This window comes from Pseudomonas serbiensis, from assembly GCF_030580745.1.
In the GTDB taxonomy this organism is placed as follows: domain Bacteria; phylum Pseudomonadota; class Gammaproteobacteria; order Pseudomonadales; family Pseudomonadaceae; genus Aquipseudomonas; species Aquipseudomonas serbiensis.
In genome coordinates, this window is the sequence record NZ_JAUQOO010000033.1 from 1 (window position 1) to 19076 (window position 19076).

The window sequence follows — 19076 nt, forward strand, 5'->3', positions numbered from 1 at the left end:
GCTTGATGCGTCTTTAATCGGAACACTGCTGCTAAGCTTATCCACAATTGCTGGGACAGAAATCAGCAATCCGTCCTGGGTCAATTTTCAATCGGCAGGGTGGGTCAGTTTTCAATCAGCGCCAACATTCTTAGACGCCTGTACTGGCCTTTGCTTCCTTGCGGTGCCTGTCTCTTGGTTCAGATCGGTCCCTTGATAAGCTCCGTCCTTATGATGGTCTAGGGAGATCTAACGAAGAGCTTTAGCTATTATTAACTTCCATTTGTTGGATAGCCCTATGATCCAGAACCACGGTGAGATTTTCAGGAATGGAAGACAGTGGCTGAGAAGCCTAATTGCGAGGCTCTTATGTAACGATCTCACATTCTGAATGCGTCCAAACGGGTCTTTTTGATCATTAGTTGTTCGTGAATAAATGTTGCGCAACCTGGTTTTATGAGGTTGTGGCTTCGCGCGGAGATAATATCTGGGCAGGATTCTTGTTAAAAGTTGGTGAGACAGAATACTGCTATGCACGAAAATGATAAATTGGGAATGTATAGGGCCGCAGATCCTCTGTAGCAATAATGCGCGACAAGTATGCGTTGGCATTACCTGTTGTGCAGGCCTACGAGCAGACGCGCGGTGTATTCACTAAGCTACCATCGCTGTAAGCCACCGTCTGCCCAGCCGCTGACAAATATATTCGTTGACGCTGCACGCAAGTGGAGAGTGCAGGCATCTGCCATCTCCACCGCTACCGCTACCGCTACCGTTGGCTCAGAGGAGCAGGCCCCCCGACGCCTCTATGCGTTGCCCGGTAATCCAGCCGGTACCTTCGCCAAGCAATGCGGCGACTACAGAACCGATGTCATCCGGGCGCGCATTACGACCCAGTGCGGTCATGCCAGCAAATTGCGCGTTCAGGGCCGAGTCATCGCGCAGAGCGCCTCCGCCGAAGTCTGTTTCCGTCGCGCCCGGCGCGATAGCGTTAACGCTGATCCTCCGCGAACCTAACTCTATGGCCATATAGCGCGTCAGCACGTCGACGCCGGCTTTCGCTGCGGCGTAGGCGGCGTAGCCGCTCACTGTGAAGCGGGTCAAACCTGACGAGGTGTTAAGAATGCGTCCGCCATCCTCTATCAGCGGAAGCAATTTTTGGGTCAAAAAGAACGTGCCTTTGAGATGAGTGTTGATCATGAGGTCGAACTCTTGCTCGGTGGTGTCGGCAACCGTCGCGTATGTACCACCACCTGCGTTGTTGATCAGGTAGTCGAATCGATCGCGCTGCCACTTTTGCTGCAGCGTGGTTTTCACATCGTTTGCGAATTTAGCAAACGTACCTGCATTGCCGACATCAAGGTGCAAGGCTACGGCGCGACGACCCAAGGCTTCGATTTCGCTTACAACTGCCGCAGCTGCGTCTGCACTACTCAGATAGGTAATGATCACATCGACGCCATTTTCGGCGAGTTTCAAGGCATTACTCCGTCCAATTCCTCGGCTGGCACCAGTAATAAGGGCAATGCGATCTGATTTTTTAGTCATCGTCATACAGTTCTCGGAAAAGATTCGGAGGTCAGACTTTACGGTTCTGAAGAACGCGAATAAAGTCGGGAAAAATTAACCCTCTGTTCATCTATAGAGAACAATCGACGATGGAGTTGAATGATCTACGGGTTTTTTGCCGCGTTGCCCAATTGGGCAGTTTTACTAAAGCGGCCGAGCAGCTCGGTGTTGCCAAGAGCCGGGCTTCTGCCATTGTGCGGACGCTGGAAGCCGATGTGGGTAGCCGGCTATTGCAACGCAACACCCGCAGCGTTCGGTTGACGCCTGATGGCGAGCTGTTTTTCGAGCGCTGCAGAGAACTGCTGAGGGAGTCAGATCATTTGCAGGGGATGTTTCGGCCTGCTGCCGGAGCTTTGCAAGGTAGGGTGCGTCTCGATATGCCGAGCTTATTTGGGCAGGAGCTGGTAATGCCGCATTTGCGGGAATTGCTGTCCGCGCATCCGCTGCTTGATCTCAGAATCAGTATCAACGACCGTCGGGTGGACATGATACAGGAGGGTGTTGATTGCTTGATCAGGATAGGCCCGCTGCCGGATTCGGATCTGGTCGCACGAAAATTAGGCACAATGAAGGCCTGCAATTTAGCCAGTCCAGCGTACTTGCGACAGTATGGTGTGCCGAGTTCACTCGCTGACCTCGCTGGTCATCGTGTTATTCACTACGCAAATAACTTGCGTAGTGAAGAGGCTGCTTGGCGCTATGCGGTAGATGGCGAGGTGCAGTCAGTACCCATGGTCAGTGCACTCGCCATAAACAGTGGCTCACTCCTGCTGGCGGCCTGCAGAAACGGGTTGGGCATCATGCAAGTGTCCGTACCGGCAAGCCAGCGCCTGATCGATAGCGGGGAGCTGGTTGAGGTACTGCCAGAGTTCAGGCCGCCCCCGATACAGGCTTCGTTGCTTCTCCCTCATCGTAGGCACGTTGCTCCGCGCGTGGAAGCAGTGCTGAACTGGCTCACTCAGGTGACCCGGCCCTATATGCAGGAGCGAGCGTCTTAAATACTGGAAGCGTAAGCACTTGCGCGACTAGAGCCTGACGCGAGGGCTCCCGCCGTTAGAGGTTTGCCGTTGTTGCGAGTGTCATGTGTGCGGTGACATCTTCGCAACGAGGTACCTGGCCCAGATGAAACCATCCTCAATCGTTTGCGTACTGATATGGCGCAGGGACTGGCCGGACGCAGGGCGTTCATCCGACTGGCCGTGATATTCAAATATGCTTGGTACCCCGCTCAAACCATCTATTCCTGGGTAAATCAAAAGGCTGATCTCATCGATCAGACCGGCCTTCAAAAAGGTCCCATTGATCACGCCGCCACCTTCGAGTAGCAGGGTCTTCAATCCAAACTGGGCGCCTAGCATCGCTAACGCTTGCTTAAGGTTTTCACAATGAGGGCCTGCGAAGAGATAGGAAATGCCCTGGTTTCGCAACGCCTGCAAATAGGCATCCGATACCGAGTCGCCGAGAATGGAGATAATCCGATGCCCGCCATCAATGGTATTCGTCTGGTAGTGCAGCTTCCCGGAGGGGTCAATCACGATCGCAACCGGGTCCCCTGGTTCATGCGCTATGTTGTGGTCCCGCAGACCACCGCTGTGTTCCCCTACAAACGGTGGTTTTGAAGAAATACCATCAAATGCTTCCATGGTCTTTCGGCCTATGATGAAACCGTCGCCGCCTAGGCGGGCGGCAATTCGCTCGTAATGATTTCTAATCGTTTGCTCACTGTCCCCATTGGGTAGAGATGTCCAACGAGAAGACACGAGGCGCCCGTCCACCGAGCTGATCATGTGGCATATGATTCGAGGGGGCATGAACTATCAATTCCATAAAGCTTGGATAAGTGGCTGATGGCCATTTTGTTATTTTTTGCGTAATACATAAACTCGCCACATGGCGTAGAGCGGTATGAAGTCCAGGGATTTCTGAACACGGAAACCGGCCTGTTCAAACTCTGCCTCGACAGTAGTAGCCGGCAACACGAACCGATTTTGGTAACCGTCCTGTTCTCCTTTGTTGCGACGACGCACTTCGGTACGCTTGCGTTTCCAAGCCTTGAAGTTGCCGTCCACCCATAGTGAGATAATTACGCTGTCGCGAGTAACGCGTTGAAACTCACGCAGAATCGCGAGTCTGTGCTCCGGGGCGCCGATGTGGTGCATCAAGCGCATGCAGAATATGTTGTCGACCGCGTTGTCCGGTAAATCGATAGCAAAGGCAGAGGTCTGCAACGGGCGAACCCGTTTCACCACCTCCGCCGGTTGGGCGATGGTTGCGACCTTCAACATCGACTCAGAATTGTCTGCGCCGATGATCACGCGACCAGGCTTTTGCGCCAGTAACGGCCAGAAACGCCCGGCCCCGCACGGCAAGTCCAGCACCAAGCCAGGCTCGCCAGCGGCGACCAACGCACTACGCGCCAATTGCTCGTCGCGTTTGTGGGATAAACGGCGGGCCAGATTGTCCTGATGCTTGAGTAAATAACTCTGCGCGTGCTTATCGTCGTACTTTTCGGAAAATTCAAGCTTGATCGGATCGGGCATCAATGGGGCTCCATTTGTTGCGGCAGAAAATTCCAGAGGGTATGAGTTGGGATCCTCATTCTGGTCTGGTGCGGTCATGGCAGTGGCCGGGGTATGCGCGCCTATGGGAGCTTCAGGTCATTCAAAAGAAGCCTTATGACTTCTATCAGGACGGGCGTGGAACCTATTGACGATAAGGCAGGGGACCGCGCAACCGTGGCATGATTTTACGACAGGGATGACGAAGAGCTAGCTGCGTGACTGCATATAACCATGAGCTGAATTGATGGCTGGGCGTCAATATCATCATTGCGTCGTCGGTGAGGTTGAAAGGTCTCATTTCTGGTCTCAATCGCTGCGACGTATGCCAGTTTTACTCAGCTGATAACTTACGAGTATTCATTCTTGACGACCTCAGCTTTGAACGAAAGACGGCTCGGGACGCCGACAGACGAAGTAAGCAAAGAGATTTGACGGATGAAGAGAACAGTTTGGCGGTTGGGGGCGGCACGCTGCTTTTCACCTTCGGGGTTTCCGCAGATGGAGCAGGCCCGACTTGCCGGGCGCCAGATCAAAAACTTGTAATAACTGGTGGGGGAGCGTTTGTTGCTCCTGGGCCACGAACACTGGTGCGGGTTCAACTGGCTAGTGGTGGACTGGTCCATCTGGCTCAACCCGCATGTGTACTCTATCCACTGCGCCTTGAGCCCCGTCACCTGACAAGATGGCTGTGTTCAATGCGAATTTCAGCGTCAATGTTGCATGCGGTATGACAGCAAGTTGTTCACTTCTTCACGACTAGGCGCGTAAGCCCCTGCATGTGAGCAAGACACCGACGCACAAGCCGCGGAGAACTCCAATCGTGCACGCGGCTCTTGGATGCCTAGAAGCGTCGAGGCGAGCCAGCCGGCCATACTCGAATCTCCGGCACCCACTGTATCCGCGACCTCAACGGCGATCGCGGGCTGTTCAAACTTTAGGTCGGTGTCATACAACACCATGCCTTTCGCTCCACGGGTGAAAAGAATCTGGGCACGAGTATTCATTGTCCGCAATTCTCGAAGGGCCTGTTCTTCGTTCAATCCAGGGTATATCTGACGAAGATCCTCATCCGAGAGCTTGATGATGTCTGCAAGCTCCACCATGGCCGGGAAAGTCAGCTCGCGGTAGCGGGTGTCCATCAGGTTGCGCCAGTTCGGGTCATAGCTAATCAGCTTGTCTTCTTCCTTCACCCTCCTGGCCACCTCAACAAGCCTGTCCCCCAATGGCTGACGGGCAAGGCTGATACAGCTGAAGTGACAGAGTCGAACCGCATCCAACCAACCTGCCGGGAGTTGGTCCACATCAAAAAGTAGATCGGCCTCGCCCGCAAAGAAATACCGGGGAGGGTGGCTGGAGGGCACGATCGCTACCAGAGGGTCAGCGTCAACTCTCTGGAGGAATCTCATGTCCAGACCGGCAGCCCTCGATTGCTGTGCGAGCTCATCGCCCAATGAGTCGGTACTGATCGAGCCGGCGAATGCAGTGGGCACGCCGAGGCGGCTCATTGCGCGGGCCACGTTCCAGGGCGCGCCACCTGGATAGCCCTGCCACCGTCCGGGCGAGTGTTGAACCACGTCGGTCAGTGCTTCACCAAACACAACAACGCTCGGCAATTGCATATTCATTCTCTCTTGTATCGGGCTGGGGACACTATCGTGCGTCACATCAATAGGCGCGGTCTCACCGCACCTGCGTGATCGGTAGCGATGGGTGAAGACTGTCTCGGTTGAAGAGCTTCACGGCAGTAGTACGCCGGTAGTCGCTCGGGGTCTGATGCATTTCATGACGGAAGTGGCGATTGAAATTGGAGACGTTTTCATAGCCAACCTCGAAGCAGATTTCGGCGACCGAGAGCTGTGTCTGGACGAGTAGCCGACATGCACGCTGGATGCGCAGCTTGCGCATCAGGTCCATGAATCCGTGGCCAGTGATTCGTTTGAAAAAGCGTGAAAAACCGGCCTCGCTCATCCCAACTCGCTCGGCGATGACAGATAGCCGGATGTCGGATGTGAGCTCATTGATCAGGTAGTCGAATGCCTGATTTATTCGCTCCGAGCTGCGCTCGTTCAACGAAGGCGAGTAGCAGGCGCTGGCCAATACCCGAATTTCGCGCTTTGGCGCCCTTGCGAGGGTGTCTATCAATTGCAGGAACATGATCAGGCGCTGAAGCCCCGTCGCCTCGCCGATTCTCTCAAGCAGCAAAGCGGCCTCGACGGCCGTCCCCCCAGTAAATTCGATCCCACGTTGTGCCAGCTCAAACAGCGTTTTCAGCTCCGATAGCTCAGGCAATGAACCTTGGAGGTCGAGCAGGGCAGCGCCGTCAAACTGCAGCACCACGTCGCGGCCTACGAGCTGTTCTCCCGGCGCGATATCTCCCATCCAATCATGGGGAAGACCTGGGCCAATCAGTGCGACATGTCCTGCGGTGAAGGGCCCGATGTAATCCCCAGCCAAAAGCTTGCCACTTCCTTGTCGAATCAGGTGGATTTCATATTCCGGATGGTGGTTCCAGCGGGCGAGGGCGTATGGATAGTCGTGCTCGTACCATCGAAAGCTCTGATCGGGTTCAGGAAGGATGACTTCAAGGTCGGCTGGTCGGTGCTCGAACAAAGCAGCGCGGTTGTCAGGCATCTCGTGCCCCTTTTTATAGTTATACGGTGGATCGAATGCGCCAACCATACGCCGAATTCGTCCGGGACTGCTAGCCCAACTATTGCAGCTGGTTGATACTTTTTTAACCCTTGTGGCTGCCGGTTATCGCGATCAAAAAAGTATCAGTTCGGCGTCCGCGATTCGTTTGAGGGCGGGGCGGGTAGGTGATCTAATCAATTCGCCCACCACTGCAATGCGGTCTTGTTTTGCTCACAAGTGGTGAACAACAACAATAATAGCTCCGGTCATCTGGCTTGGAGTGGAGAGCCCCATGAAGATTACGAATGCGCTAATTCTTTCTACTGGTCTGTCATTCGCCCTTGCCAGCCATGCCGCTGAGACGCTGACCATCGCGACGGTCAACAACGGTGACATGATCCGAATGCAACGGCTATCCAAGATCTTCGAGCAGCAGCATCCCGACATCAAACTGAACTGGGTCGTGCTCGAAGAGAACGTTCTGCGTCAGCGTCTGACCACTGACATTGCCACTCAAGGTGGTCAGTTCGACGTGTTGACGATTGGCACCTACGAGACCCCGATGTGGGGTGCCAAGAACTGGCTAGAGCCGATGAAGGACCTCCCGGCCGGCTACGACGTCGACGATATCTTTCCTGCCGTGCGTCAGGGCCTTTCTGTTAACGATACGCTCTACGCACTGCCGTTCTACGGCGAAAGCACCATCACGTACTACCGCACCGACCTGTTCAAGGCTGCAGGGCTGACGATGCCGGGGCAGCCGACCTGGTCGCAACTGGGCGAGTTCGCTGCCAAGCTCAATGATCCTTCGAAGGATCAATATGGCATGTGCTTGCGTGGCAAAGCTGGCTGGGGCGAAAACATGGCCTTGCTTACCACGATGGCCAACGCCTTCGGGGCGCGCTGGTTCGATGAGAAATGGCAGCCTGAACTCAATGGTCCTGAGTGGAAGGCAGCAGCGACGTTTTATGTTGATACCCTGAAGAAATATGGCCCTCCCGGAGTATCCAGTAACGGGTTCAACGAAACACTGGCCCTTTTCAACAGTGGAAAATGCGCGATTTGGGTTGATGCAAGCGTGGCTGGATCTTTCACCACCGATAAGGAGCAGAGCCGGGTGGTGGACAGCGTAGGTTTCGCTCCTGCGCCTATTGAGGTTACCGACAAGGGGTCCTCGTGGTTGTACGCCTGGTCATTGGCAATTCCTGCCACCTCCAAGCACAAAGAGGCCGCCAAATCGTTCGTCACCTGGGCCACCTCCAAAGAGTACATCCAGCTAGTTACCGATAAGGATGGCATCACGAACGTGCCACCCGGTACACGCATCTCGACCTACAGTGACGCTTACCTCAAGGCCGCGCCGTTTGCTCAGGTAACGTTGCAAATGATGAAGCACGCTGACCCGTCGCAGCCTTCAGCCAAACCTGTTCCGTACGTGGGCATTCAATACGTGGTGATCCCCGAGTTTCAGTCGATCGGTACATCGGTAGGCAAGCTTTTCTCCGCAGCGTTGACAGGACAAATGTCGGTTGAGCAAGCGCTGGCTTCTGCCCAGTCCACAACCGAGCGCGAGATGAAGCGTGCGGGCTATCCCAAAAAATAAATAGCCCCTTACCTCCGCCGGCTTAGCGCCGGCGGTCACAGCCGCACAGGTAAATAATCATGAACACGTCCATTATTCGAGCCCAGCTTGCGGCCTCGGCGCCATCACGCGCACGCCGTTTGATCAATCCAGGATGGTTTCTGGTGTCGCCATCGGTTGCACTTTTGTTGCTCTGGATGATCGTGCCGCTGGCCATGACCGTTTATTTTTCGGTGATCCGGTACAACCTGCTCAATCCAGGGGAAAACGAGTTCGTTGGCCTGGAGAACTTTGCCTATTTCGTGACAGATTCGGGTTTTCTTCCCGGAGCGCTTAACACGTTGATATTGGTGGGCAGCGTGCTGCTGATCAGCGTGATTTTTGGTGTCTTGATTGCAGCCTTGCTTGAGGCAAGCGAGTTCTTTGGACGCGGCATAGTCAGGGTGCTGCTCATTTCGCCGTTTTTTATCATGCCGACCGTGGGTTCGCTGATCTTCAAGAACCTGATCTTCCACCCTGTCTCCGGGATCCTCGCGGCGGTATGGAAGTTCTTCGGGGCACAGCCCGTCGATTGGCTAGCTCATTACCCACTCTTCTCGATCATCGTCATCGTTTCCTGGCAGTGGCTGCCTTTTGCGATCTTGTTGCTGATGACAGCCATGCAGTCGCTCGATCAAGAGCAGAAAGAGGCCGCTCGATTGGATGGGGCGGGTGCCCTGGCCATCTTCTGGCATTTGACCCTGCCACATTTGGCCAGGCCCATCGCGGTGGTGGTGATGATCGAGACGATTTTCCTGCTGTCGGTATTTGCAGAAATCTTCACCACGACAAATGGCGGACCTGGGTTCGCTTCGACCAACCTCGCCTATCTGATCTACAACCAGGCACTGGTGCAGTTCGATGTGGGCATGGCCTCGGCCGGTGGTCTGATTGCGGTGGTGATCGCCAACATCGCGGCGATTGTGCTGGTGCGCATGATTGGCAAGAACCTGACCGACAAAGCCTGAGGACAACGCCATGATGACGCTTAAACAATCCCGGTCTCTGCAAAGCGTACTGCTCGGCACCTTGGCCTGGGTCACCGCTTTGCTGTTGTTCTTTCCGATCTTTTGGATGGTGCTTACCAGTTTCAAGACCGAGATCGACGCCTTCGCTACGCCGCCACAGTTCATCTTCATGCCTACGCTGGAGAATTACTTGCACATCCAGGAGCGCAGTGACTACTTCCACTTCGCGTGGAACTCGGTGCTGATTTCCTTCTCCGCTACAGCGTTGTGCATGCTGATCGCGGTGCCGGCGGCCTACTCGATGGCGTTCTATGAGACCAAGCGCACTAAGCAGACGCTGCTTTGGATGCTATCGACCAAGATGCTTCCTCCAGTTGGGGTGCTCATGCCTATCTACCTTCTGGCGAAGGGGGCGGGGTTGCTGGACACCCGGATCGCGCTGATCGTGATCTACACCCTGATCAACCTGCCCATCGTGGTATGGATGATTTACACGTACTTCAAAGACATCCCCCGGGAGATTCTGGAGGCGGCCAGGCTGGACGGCGCGACCCTGGGGCAGGAGATGCTGCGCGTGCTGCTGCCCATCAGCAAGGGTGGGCTGGCGTCGACCATGCTGCTGTCGATGATCCTGTGCTGGAACGAGGCCTTCTGGTCGCTCAACCTGACGAGCTCCAGCGCCGCACCTCTGACCGCGCTGATCGCTTCCTACTCGAGCCCTGAGGGTCTGTTCTGGGCGAAGCTTTCCGCGGTTTCCACATTGGCCTGCGCACCTATCTTGATCTTCGGCTGGATCAGTCAGAAGCAATTGGTTCGTGGGCTGTCCTTTGGCGCCGTCAAATGACGACGTCGAGCATTCAATGATTTCGCGAAGGCTCCAATTTCATACAGGACTTTACGCATGGCCACTTTGAAAATAGAAAATCTCAAGAAAGGTTTCGAGGGACTGTCCATCATCAAGGGCATCGATCTCGAGGTTAAGGACAAGGAATTTGTGGTGTTCGTAGGGCCGTCGGGGTGTGGCAAGTCGACCCTGTTGCGCCTGATTGCAGGTTTGGAAGACGTCACGAGCGGCACGATCGAGCTCGACGGCCGAGACATCACTGAGGTGACTCCTGCCAAACGAGACCTGGCCATGGTATTCCAGACCTATGCTCTGTATCCGCACATGACGGTACGCAAGAATTTGTCATTTGCCTTGGATCTGGCCGGTGAGAAGAAGCCGGATGTGGAAAGGAAGGTCGCCGAGGCCGCAAGGATTCTCGAACTTGGTTCTCTGCTCGACCGCAAGCCTAAGCAGTTGTCAGGTGGTCAGCGCCAACGAGTCGCTATTGGGCGTGCGATTGTCCGAAACCCGAAAATTTTCCTTTTCGATGAGCCACTGTCGAACCTTGATGCTGCGCTGCGTGTACAGACGCGCTTGGAGCTGTCCCGACTGCATAAGGAGCTGCAGGCGACCATGATCTACGTGACCCATGACCAGGTCGAAGCCATGACGCTCGCCACCAAGGTCGTTGTGCTTAACGCTGGGCGGATCGAGCAGATTGGTTCGCCGCTCGAGCTCTACCATCACCCTGCCAACCTGTTCGTTGCCGGCTTCCTTGGGACACCAAAAATGGGATTCTTGCAGGCGACTGTGCATGCCGTGCATGCATCGGGGGTGGAGGTTAGATTCGCCTCTGGAACCACTTTGCTCATTCCACGCGACAGCAGTGCGTTGTCGGTTGGGCAATCCGTGACGATCGGGATACGGCCGGAGCATTTGACCCTGGGCGCTGAAGGCCAAGTGCCGGTCACGACGGATGTCACCGAGCGCCTGGGCAGCGATACCTTCTGCCACGTGAATGTCGATTCAGGAGAAAGCCTGACGGTACGTGTCCAGGGGGATTGCGAAGTGCCGTACGCCGCCCGGCGTTATCTCACCCTCGATGTCGCTCATTGCCATCTATTTGATGAGAGCGGTCTTTCGGTAAGCCCTGCGGCATCACGCGCGGCCTGACTTCCATCACGCGCGCTCTTTCGATGAAGCGCGCCACGAACCACAAAGGTAGATTCAATGAAACGTCTCGAAGGTAAAAGCGCTTTGATCACTGGTTCCGCGCGCGGTATTGGACGCTCGTTTGCCCAGGCCTATATCGGTGAAGGCGCTACGGTCGCTATCGCCGACATCAATTTGGAAAGAGCTCAAGCGACGGCCTCCGAGCTTGGGCCGCAAGCTTACGCGGTGGAGATGGACGTTACCCGCCAGGCGTCCATTGATGCAGCGATCGCGGAGGTCGTTGCCCACGCAGGAAAGCTGGACATCCTTGTGAACAATGCGGCGTTGTTCGATCTTGCACCGATCACCGAGATCACTCGGGAAAGCTACGACAAGCTTTTTGCAATCAATGTCAGCGGGACGCTGTTCACGCTTCAGGCAGCGGCGAAGCAGATGATCAGTCAGGGGCATGGCGGTAAGATCATCAACATGGCCAGCCAGGCGGGTCGCCGCGGTGAGGCGTTGGTAGGCGTCTACTGCGCCACCAAGGCGGCCGTCATCAGCCTTACACAGTCTGCTGGCCTTAACCTCATCAAGCACAAAATCAATGTCAATGCGATTGCCCCGGGGGTTGTCGATGGCGAACACTGGGACGGTGTCGACGCGCTCTTTGCCAAACACGAGAACCGACCCCTGGGTGAGAAGAAGCGGCTCGTCGGCCTTGAGGTTCCGTATGGAAGAATGGGGACAGCAGAGGATCTGGTAGGAATGGCAATTTTCCTGGCGGGCTCGGAGAGCGATTACATCGTTGCACAAACGTACAACGTTGATGGCGGGAACTGGATGAGCTGAGTGCAGGAGGGGGGGCGGGTGACAGGAGAGCGGCACATTTTCCGATCACCCGGCGGTTAGATTCAGCTTCCTCGCGATCACGCTGCCCGACTCATGAGAGCCTGGCAGTTTGATCCACCGGCCGATTGTTGAGGTGGGAGCTAGCAGCAAGGTTTCTTGCTTATCTACGCGGCCACCAGAACTCTGCACTACAGGCCGAGGAGGCGGCGCAGTTCCGGTGCGGTCAGATGGGCGCGGAAACCCGGCCTGCCCGGCTGGAACGAGGCGGAGGCAGCCAGGTTGCCCACGACGACTGGGTCGCAACCAGCATCGCGTACCAGGTCGGCGGCGACCCGCAAGGCCTCGGCGTCATCTCCTGCGACGGGCATGCCAATGCGCCCGCCCGCTCGTGAGGCGGACATTGCCACCACGGTGGCATCGACGGCACTGAATGCGCGCACCAGTCGCGCGCCGATCATGTACTTCGCGACGGTTTCAGCAACGCCCAGGTTGTGCGCTTCGCGGTATACATCGCTGCTGCTTGTGCCCCAAGGATTGGTGGAGTCCAGAACGATCTTGCCGCGGTAGGCACTGTGCAGGTCTCGCCCGACCTGGGGTAGCGCTTCAAACGGAATAGCCAACAGAAGCACGGTGCCGAATTCCGCTGCCGCCATCGGCAGGCCGACCGAAGCGCGTGGCCCTAACGCCTCAACCATGTCTTGCAATTGCTCTGGATGGCGGGAAGAGAACATGACCTCATGTCCAGCCTCGACCCACAGCCGACCTACCGTGCCGCCCAGCGATCCGCTACCGATCACGCCGATGCGGGTTGGCGCGACCGCAAAGGCGCGACTCGCGGGGATGAGCCAAGGCAGAGCGGCCAATACGCCAAGGGATTTCACTATGGAGCGGCGGGTAGACTTCATGTCCTGTCCTCAATCAATGATGGTGAGACCGTAGAATCGCGCTGTTCCTGCTTCAGGTGGGTTCGTCCCAACCAGACACTCAAGCCCAGCCAGATAGCTGAGAGGGGGACCGAGATCATGGGAATCTGCGCCAGGGTCAGGCCAAGGCCCATCAGGCTTGCGTATCCCCAGCTGGCGATTTGGTCACCGCCACGATAAACGACCGTGTCGATGAAGTTCTTGGCTTTGTAGCGATCTTCACGTGTGCTGGAGGTAAACAGGATTTCCCTGGCGGGTCTGGCCAGTGCGAAGTTCGCTACCCGGCGGGCGACCTGCGCGGCCACGATGACTGCGACGCTAGGGCTGGCGGCCAAGGCAGCGAAGCCGAACAGGCTGACCAGCGGCAGGACACACAGCGTTGCCACGATGCCCGCGGTGGCGATCATCCTGCCGGTGATGAACAGCTGGAATACCAGTGTGATCGCATTGACGATCAAGTCGATATTGGCAAAGAACGCCGTGCGGGCCGCACGATCAGGGAACGAGGTCTCGGCGATGCTGGCCTGCTGAAAATACAAGAAAGTCGATGTAACCGAGTACAGCAGAATGAATAGTGCCAACCCGACCAAGTAGGGCGAGCGCAGCGTGTGGACCATGCCGGTAAAGATGCCGCCACCCAAGGGTCGGTCAGGGTTTTCCTTGGGCGTGGTGTGGCTGAGCATCGGAGCAAGGCGAGATAAACGGCGTGATGCAAGTACCGCCACTTCCAGAAACAGGATGGCAATCACCATCAGCCAGGAGCGGTCCAACTGTTGGATCAGGCTGGAAGTGATAGCCGAGCCCAAGAGGCCGCCAATCGTTGCTCCTGCCGCGAGTAGCCCGAACAGCCGTTTGCCCTGCTCGCTGTCGAAGATATCCACCATGAACGACCAGAACACCGAGACGACGAACAGGTTGAACACCGAGACCCAGATGAAAAAGGCACGTCCCAGCCACACCTGCCACTGTGGATCGGTGAGATGCAGCAGCAGTGCAAACAACATCAGGTTGGCAGCGAAGAAACGATAGGCCACGACGATGAACTGCTTACGTGGCAGTTTGCGCACGGCCAGCGCGAACAACGGGCTGGCTACCAGCATCGCCAACAACGTACCAGTGAATAACCAGGGCAAGTTCTGGACCCCGCCGGCCACACCGAGCTCGTCGCGGATCGGTCGCAACAGGTAATACGCCAGAAATAGCGCGATGACGTAGAGCATCGACCACAGGACTGCGGGTGCTTCTTCGGGGCGCACGTTTGCCTGACGTAGCCACAACAGCGAGACGGGAGACTGCACGACTTACTCCTTCCTGGCTCCAGTTGCGACCTGAGGCGGAGTCTTCGCTGCGTCGTCTTCCCACCATGCCGTGAACGACTGCGCACGGCCGTCAAGGTAGACCGTGCGGCCGATTTCGGGCGTCCACAGCGCGAAGGTTTGCCCCTGACTGGCGACTTGCATGCGCTTGAACGGATCATCCCAATCGTGAGGGGCGATGGAGAAGCGGCCCACATGCGTCTGCATCAGCACTCGGGCGTGCAGGTCCTTGGCTGCCTGCGCGGCCTGTTCCGGATTCATGTGGACATTCGCCCAGCGCGGATCGTACTGACCTGCATCAATGGCGACATAGTCGAACGGACCCAGCCGCTGGCCGATCTCGGCAAAGTGCGGGCCATAACCCGAGTCGCCACTGAAAAACAACCGCTGCTCAGGAGACACAAGTGCAAAGCCGACCCACAGCGACTGATCGCGGGTAAAGGTGCGTCCAGAGTAGTGTCGAGCTGTGGTGACGTGGACTCTGACGTTCGGTGTCAGCGCGATGACTTCGTTCCAGTCGGCTTCGCGTACGACTCCAATGTCGTAGCCCCAGCGCTCGAAATGCGCGCCTACACCCAACCCCACGATAACCTTTCTGACTTTGGTCTGAAGCGCCTGAACGGTTGGATAGTCCAAGTGATCGTAATGATCGTGGCTGATCAACAAAGCGTCGATCTCGGGTATGTCATCGGCCGTGTAGAGGCTGGTGCCCTCGAATGCCTTGTTCACTCCGGGGATCGGCGCGGCGTAAGTGCTGAACACCGGATCGATCAGGATGCGTTGTCCGCCCAGTTGCACGAAGTAGGAGGAATGGCCCAGCCAAACGACTATATCCTGTGTAGGGTCGAGTGCTTTGAGGTCGGTCTTGACGGCGGGAATCGGGCTTGGCGGTCGAGGCTGTCCCTCTTGCCCGAAAAGGGTCTGCATCCACATCGATATCTCGGATTGGTCCGTGGTCTTCATGGGCGTGTCGATCTGGTTGCGGAACACTCCGTCGGCATGATTGGGCGAATGTTCGATGCGCGTCAGCCGCTCGCCGCTGGGCAGGTCGCCGAAGACCGGCTGCTGTAAATAGGCGAAGGCGCCAACGATGCCTAGCAGAGCGATACCGACAACGGCCATGAGAAGACGACCCCAGAATAATTTCATGCAGTAGTTACCGTGGAGGTGGTCACGACAGGTTCGTGCCGCTGGCGCGCGTGAGTTCAGCCAGCAGCAAGTCTTGGAATCGGGAGTCTTGGACCGCGGAATGCGGCTGTTCGCGTCGCTGATGGTGCCAATAGCCGCCGCTGGTGAGTGCCTCAGGGTCATTGCTGGTGGCAAGCCATTCCTGGGTCAGGTGTCCCAGGCGCAGGTCGTCAGGTGCGTTGGGACCTCCCATCTTCGTTGGGACCCAGCCCGGATCGACCGCATTACTGAGGACGTCGGGGTACAACCGCGCAACGGCTGCTGCGAGTGCGGTTACAAAGAGTTTGCTGTCCGAATAGCTGCCTGTGGGGGTGCTGCCCGACCAGTCCAATCCCGTCAGGCTGGCTCGTCCGCCCCTATGCATGCTGCTGCTCAGGTAGATCAGACGCTTGGGGCGCTGAATCAGGGCCGTGAGCATATAGGGGGCGACGACGTTGACGACTAGCAGTTGCGCCCCGCTGAGGATGCCAGCGTTGTGAACAATGGCATCCATCGCGCCGATGGCATTGACCTGACGGGCAAGGTCGCGAACCTGTTCAAGATCGCCCAAGTCGCCGACTGTCGCGATGGCGCCCTGGTCCACCAGTTCTTGCACGGCAGACAACCGGGCAGGGGAGCGCACATGCACGACAACCTCGTGGCCTTGGGCAAGCAGGGTTTTGGCGGTGGCATGGCCCAGTCCATCGGCCGAGCCGGTAATGAATACGCGGGCTTTGCCGCTTGCATTGTTGTCCCGTTGTGCGTTGGACGCGGGAGCCTCCCTTCGGGAATTGGTTGGGGCCTCTGCCCAGGATGCCGTTGCTTCCAGAAGTGAGCCTGCGATCAACGACGAACCCAGTCCGGCGCCTCTGATGAGAAAGTCTCTACGATCCATGCACGTCCCCTCGGGTCACTTCGCGCCTCTCGTCCCAAGCGCCATGGCGATCGCTCGCGCTGAATACAACGAAGGGTTGGTTAAAAAGAGGTTGTTAATGTAACCGGCCCCCTTCGACGCCACTAGCTAATCAGTCCTTAAAGGGGCTATAAGGCCTGCTAATTAATGATTTATGAGAGACTTGGGCGATGGTCAGACGTAACCTCAATGATCTCTTATCGTTCGTAACGATTGCCCGTGAAGGCAGCTTCACGCGGGCAGCTTCCGTACTGGGCGTGACTCAATCTGCCCTCAGCCAGGCAATGAGCGGGTTAGAGGCCAGGCTGGAGATTCGCTTGCTTACACGAACCACCCGTAGCGTATCGCCTACGGCAGCGGGCGAGCGTTTACTAAAAGCCATTGGTCATCGCTTTGACGAAATCGAGGCAGAACTCGACGAACTGACCGAGATGCGCGATAAACCCGCCGGCACCGTGCGCATCACCTGTGGTGAGCACATTCTTCGAGCACATTTGCTTCCCAAGCTCACGCCGCTTTTGCTCGATTATCCGGATATCAAGATAGAGTTCGATATCAATTATGGTTTTCGAGACATCGTCGCCGACCGTTTCGATGCAGGCGTGCGTATGGGCGATACCATCGACAAGGATATGGTTGCGGTACCCATCGGTCCTCAACTGCGCATGGCCGCTGCGGCCTCCCCGATGTATTTCGAAAGGCATCCAACGCCCAAAAATCCACGGGACCTGCTAAAGCACAGTTGTATCAATCAGCGTATGCAAACAGCAGGGGGGCTATACGTTTGGGAGTTTGAGCGTCGTGGCCAACCGTTAAACGTACGAGTGGATGGCCAGCTCGTTTTCAACACCTCTCCCAGCATGGTGGATGCAGCCTTGGCCGGCCTGGGCATCGCCTATCTTCCTGAAGAAGAATTCGCACCGCATCTGGAAAATGGCCGCCTGGTTCGTGTGCTGGAAGATTGGTGTGCTCCCTTCCCGGGGTACCATTTGTATTACCCAAGTCGCAGGCAGCCGTCGCGGGCCTTCACGCTGGTTATGAATGCACTGCGTGTGTAAGGACGATTGATAAATCTCATTCATGACTTCAATCGCTGCGAGGTATTTCAGTTTTTCTGTCAGCTGATACCTTCTGGCGGGAAAGCAATTTGGCTGTCAGATCAATTCGGGTCGGGGGTAGGGCGTGCCCCGCAGCCCATCGGAGCAAAGTGGAGCAACTATGAAAATACGCATCGATGTTTCAGGCGGTCCGGTTACGGCAACGCTCGACAACAACGATTCCTCCATAGATTTCGTTAAACAGCTGCCGATGAAACTGACACTGGACGACTACGCCTCGACCGAGAAGATCAGCGTACTGCCCGAGCCATTATCGACACAGGGCGCGCCAGCTGGGTTCACGCCTTCGGCGGGTGACATTGCCTTCTATGCGCCTTGGGGAAATCTCGCCATTTTTCATAAAGGGTTCAAGTATTCGAGCGACCTTATCAAACTCGGCAGGATTGATTCCGGCCTGGGAATACTCGCGCGTCCTGGGTCCCTTGAAGTAACGATCACCTTGGTCGATGAGTGATACCCCAAAACAGTCAGAACCACGCCGGCAAAAACTGTCTGTGGCGCAGGGGGCGGGAGAGGCCCTTTCGTTCATACGTTTCACACCAATGGCAGAGAACTCATGCAGCTGACTCGTGCCAACTTTGGCGATTTTATCTACTTTTTAGCTGTCGCCCGCCATTCCAGCTTCAGTCGTGCGGGTGTTGAAGTAGGGATAAGTGCATCTGCGCTGAGTCATGCGATCAAGGGGCTGGAGGCGAGATTGGGGGTTCGTTTGCTCAATCGCACGACCCGCAGCGTCACCCTGACGGCAGCCGGTGAGGAGCTGCTGGCATTGATAAGCGAACCTGTCGACAAAATCGACCAGGCCATTGAGTTGTTGAATAAGTTCCGTGATGAGCCCACTGGTCGTATACGGCTGAATGTTTTCAGTGACGCGGCGCTCCTTTTGTTGGCACCCGTTTTATCGACATTTGCTCATCGTTATCCCGATATCGAAGTGGAAGTCTCAACCACCAACAGTATGGTGGACATTGTTGAAGGAGGCTTCGACGCTGGGATCAGGTATGGCGCTACCGTACCTGAAGGCATGATTGCCCAAAGTCTTTCCCCCCCTGTTCGATGGGTCGTGGTAGGAACCCCCGATTACCTCGACCGATGTGGCATGCCGCTGCACCCCGAGGATTTGAAACAGCACAGTTGTTTAAGGTTTCGGCTAGGCAACGGCCGGATGTACAACTGGGAGTTTGAGAAAGAGGGTGAAAAATTAGAGATCCCAGTGTCCGGTAATGTCGTGCTGGATGAGACGCGGATGATGCTCGCCATGGTCACCCAGGGCGCTGGGCTGACTTATTGTGCTGAACCCATTGTCGCGCCGCTTGTAGCGGAAGGAACTTTACAAGTGGTTTTGGAGGATTGGGTCAGTGTCGGTCCAGGCTTCCATATCTATTACTCAAGCTACCGGCAGGTGCCGATCACGCTACGTTTGCTGATCGACTTGATCAGAGAGTTGCGCCCGCTTGGATAGTTGGCGATCGACAGCGAC

18 protein-coding genes are annotated in these 19076 nt (G+C 56.3%); 9 read left to right on the plus strand and 9 right to left on the minus strand.

The genetic code is table 11. The annotated features are described in order from the left end of the window. Nucleotides 1–759: 759 nt before the first annotated feature. Complete coding sequence (locus Q6A51_RS25985; protein WP_095973926.1) at nucleotides 760–1527, minus strand: SDR family NAD(P)-dependent oxidoreductase; 768 nt, start codon at nucleotides 1525–1527, stop codon at nucleotides 760–762. Nucleotides 1528–1637: 110 nt separating this feature from the next. On the opposite strand from Q6A51_RS25985, the gene Q6A51_RS25990 reads away from it, so the two are divergent. Further along, complete coding sequence (locus Q6A51_RS25990) at nucleotides 1638–2546, plus strand: LysR family transcriptional regulator (RefSeq protein WP_048392865.1); 909 nt, start codon at nucleotides 1638–1640, stop codon at nucleotides 2544–2546. 81 nt (nucleotides 2547–2627) lie between these two features. On the opposite strand, the gene Q6A51_RS25995 is transcribed toward Q6A51_RS25990, so the two are convergent. The 4 genes from Q6A51_RS25995 to Q6A51_RS26010 all read right to left on the minus strand — a co-directional run bounded on the left by Q6A51_RS25995 (nucleotide 2628) and on the right by Q6A51_RS26010 (nucleotide 6740). After that, nucleotides 2628–3359 carry a RibD family protein gene (locus Q6A51_RS25995; RefSeq protein WP_095973849.1) on the minus strand — a complete coding sequence of 244 codons (732 nt, stop codon included), beginning with the start codon at nucleotides 3357–3359 and terminating at the stop codon, nucleotides 2628–2630. Between the two features lie 48 nt (nucleotides 3360–3407). Beyond that, nucleotides 3408–4088, minus strand: coding sequence for a class I SAM-dependent methyltransferase (locus Q6A51_RS26000; RefSeq protein ID WP_048392867.1), 681 nt, complete (start codon nucleotides 4086–4088; stop codon nucleotides 3408–3410). Nucleotides 4089–4819: 731 nt separating this feature from the next. Then, on the minus strand, nucleotides 4820–5728 hold the full coding sequence (locus tag Q6A51_RS26005; RefSeq protein ID WP_304576039.1) for a carbohydrate kinase family protein: 909 nt from the start codon (nucleotides 5726–5728) through the stop codon (nucleotides 4820–4822). A gap of 61 nt (nucleotides 5729–5789) precedes the next feature. Beyond that, nucleotides 5790–6740, minus strand: a complete 951-nt coding sequence (locus Q6A51_RS26010) for an AraC family transcriptional regulator (RefSeq protein WP_304576040.1) — start codon at nucleotides 6738–6740, stop codon at nucleotides 5790–5792. A gap of 292 nt (nucleotides 6741–7032) precedes the next feature. Between Q6A51_RS26010 and Q6A51_RS26015 the strand changes: the two genes are divergently transcribed. Genes Q6A51_RS26015 through Q6A51_RS26035 form a run of 5 tightly spaced genes read left to right on the plus strand, consistent with a single transcriptional unit; the run spans nucleotide 7033 to nucleotide 12159 of the window. Beyond that, nucleotides 7033–8343, plus strand: coding sequence for an ABC transporter substrate-binding protein (locus Q6A51_RS26015; RefSeq protein WP_304576041.1), 1311 nt, complete (start codon nucleotides 7033–7035; stop codon nucleotides 8341–8343). Nucleotides 8344–8402: 59 nt separating this feature from the next. Continuing rightward, complete coding sequence (locus Q6A51_RS26020; protein ID WP_013692785.1) at nucleotides 8403–9329, plus strand: carbohydrate ABC transporter permease; 927 nt, start codon at nucleotides 8403–8405, stop codon at nucleotides 9327–9329. Nucleotides 9330–9339: 10 nt separating this feature from the next. After that, the gene (locus Q6A51_RS26025) at nucleotides 9340–10173 is read left to right on the plus strand and encodes a carbohydrate ABC transporter permease (RefSeq protein WP_013692786.1); all 834 of its coding nucleotides are present in this window, start codon (nucleotides 9340–9342) and stop codon (nucleotides 10171–10173) included. A gap of 57 nt (nucleotides 10174–10230) precedes the next feature. Continuing rightward, nucleotides 10231–11328 carry an ABC transporter ATP-binding protein gene (locus tag Q6A51_RS26030; protein ID WP_013692787.1) on the plus strand — a complete coding sequence of 366 codons (1098 nt, stop codon included), beginning with the start codon at nucleotides 10231–10233 and terminating at the stop codon, nucleotides 11326–11328. Nucleotides 11329–11385: 57 nt separating this feature from the next. Next, complete coding sequence (locus Q6A51_RS26035; protein WP_013692788.1) at nucleotides 11386–12159, plus strand: L-iditol 2-dehydrogenase; 774 nt, start codon at nucleotides 11386–11388, stop codon at nucleotides 12157–12159. A gap of 188 nt (nucleotides 12160–12347) precedes the next feature. Here the strand turns inward: Q6A51_RS26035 and Q6A51_RS26040 are convergent, their stop codons facing one another. From Q6A51_RS26040 to Q6A51_RS26055, 4 genes are read right to left on the minus strand one after another with little or no spacing between them, the layout of a single operon-like run. Further along, nucleotides 12348–13064: an NADPH-dependent F420 reductase gene (locus Q6A51_RS26040; protein WP_176167048.1), complete on the minus strand. Its 717-nt coding sequence runs from the start codon at nucleotides 13062–13064 to the stop codon at nucleotides 12348–12350. Beyond that, entirely contained in the window at nucleotides 13061–14380 is a 1320-nt protein-coding gene (locus Q6A51_RS26045) for an NTP/NDP exchange transporter (protein WP_304576042.1), read from the minus strand. Before Q6A51_RS26045 ends, Q6A51_RS26040 begins: the two co-directional genes overlap by 4 nt. Before the next feature lie 3 nt (nucleotides 14381–14383). Further along, the gene (locus Q6A51_RS26050) at nucleotides 14384–15547 is read right to left on the minus strand and encodes an MBL fold metallo-hydrolase (protein WP_304576043.1); all 1164 of its coding nucleotides are present in this window, start codon (nucleotides 15545–15547) and stop codon (nucleotides 14384–14386) included. Nucleotides 15548–15569: 22 nt separating this feature from the next. After that, the gene (locus tag Q6A51_RS26055) at nucleotides 15570–16460 is read right to left on the minus strand and encodes an SDR family NAD(P)-dependent oxidoreductase (RefSeq protein ID WP_304576044.1); all 891 of its coding nucleotides are present in this window, start codon (nucleotides 16458–16460) and stop codon (nucleotides 15570–15572) included. A gap of 188 nt (nucleotides 16461–16648) precedes the next feature. On the opposite strand from Q6A51_RS26055, the gene Q6A51_RS26060 reads away from it, so the two are divergent. From Q6A51_RS26060 to Q6A51_RS26070, 3 genes are all read left to right on the plus strand, one after another. Then, entirely contained in the window at nucleotides 16649–17536 is an 888-nt protein-coding gene (locus Q6A51_RS26060) for a LysR family transcriptional regulator (RefSeq protein WP_048392883.1), read from the plus strand. Between the two features lie 160 nt (nucleotides 17537–17696). Continuing rightward, nucleotides 17697–18050 (plus strand): cyclophilin-like fold protein, encoded by a 354-nt coding sequence (locus Q6A51_RS26065; RefSeq protein ID WP_079302510.1) that lies wholly within the window; start codon nucleotides 17697–17699, stop codon nucleotides 18048–18050. Between the two features lie 102 nt (nucleotides 18051–18152). After that, nucleotides 18153–19058 carry a LysR family transcriptional regulator gene (locus Q6A51_RS26070; RefSeq protein WP_095058137.1) on the plus strand — a complete coding sequence of 302 codons (906 nt, stop codon included), beginning with the start codon at nucleotides 18153–18155 and terminating at the stop codon, nucleotides 19056–19058. Nucleotides 19059–19076 lie beyond the last annotated feature (18 nt).

Coding starts and splice junctions, on each gene's coding strand:
- Q6A51_RS25985 (WP_095973926.1), bottom strand. CDS start 1,527: ATGACTAAAAAATCAGATCGCATTGCCCTTATTACTGGTGCCAGCCGA.
- Q6A51_RS25990 (WP_048392865.1), top strand. CDS start 1,638: ATGGAGTTGAATGATCTACGGGTTTTTTGCCGCGTTGCCCAATTGGGC.
- Q6A51_RS25995 (WP_095973849.1), bottom strand. CDS start 3,359: ATGCCCCCTCGAATCATATGCCACATGATCAGCTCGGTGGACGGGCGC.
- Q6A51_RS26000 (WP_048392867.1), bottom strand. CDS start 4,088: ATGCCCGATCCGATCAAGCTTGAATTTTCCGAAAAGTACGACGATAAG.
- Q6A51_RS26005 (WP_304576039.1), bottom strand. CDS start 5,728: ATGCAATTGCCGAGCGTTGTTGTGTTTGGTGAAGCACTGACCGACGTG.
- Q6A51_RS26010 (WP_304576040.1), bottom strand. CDS start 6,740: ATGCCTGACAACCGCGCTGCTTTGTTCGAGCACCGACCAGCCGACCTT.
- Q6A51_RS26015 (WP_304576041.1), top strand. CDS start 7,033: ATGAAGATTACGAATGCGCTAATTCTTTCTACTGGTCTGTCATTCGCC.
- Q6A51_RS26020 (WP_013692785.1), top strand. CDS start 8,403: ATGAACACGTCCATTATTCGAGCCCAGCTTGCGGCCTCGGCGCCATCA.
- Q6A51_RS26025 (WP_013692786.1), top strand. CDS start 9,340: ATGATGACGCTTAAACAATCCCGGTCTCTGCAAAGCGTACTGCTCGGC.
- Q6A51_RS26030 (WP_013692787.1), top strand. CDS start 10,231: ATGGCCACTTTGAAAATAGAAAATCTCAAGAAAGGTTTCGAGGGACTG.
- Q6A51_RS26035 (WP_013692788.1), top strand. CDS start 11,386: ATGAAACGTCTCGAAGGTAAAAGCGCTTTGATCACTGGTTCCGCGCGC.
- Q6A51_RS26040 (WP_176167048.1), bottom strand. CDS start 13,064: ATGAAGTCTACCCGCCGCTCCATAGTGAAATCCCTTGGCGTATTGGCC.
- Q6A51_RS26050 (WP_304576043.1), bottom strand. CDS start 15,547: ATGAAATTATTCTGGGGTCGTCTTCTCATGGCCGTTGTCGGTATCGCT.
- Q6A51_RS26055 (WP_304576044.1), bottom strand. CDS start 16,460: ATGGATCGTAGAGACTTTCTCATCAGAGGCGCCGGACTGGGTTCGTCG.
- Q6A51_RS26060 (WP_048392883.1), top strand. CDS start 16,649: ATGGTCAGACGTAACCTCAATGATCTCTTATCGTTCGTAACGATTGCC.
- Q6A51_RS26065 (WP_079302510.1), top strand. CDS start 17,697: ATGAAAATACGCATCGATGTTTCAGGCGGTCCGGTTACGGCAACGCTC.
- Q6A51_RS26070 (WP_095058137.1), top strand. CDS start 18,153: ATGCAGCTGACTCGTGCCAACTTTGGCGATTTTATCTACTTTTTAGCT.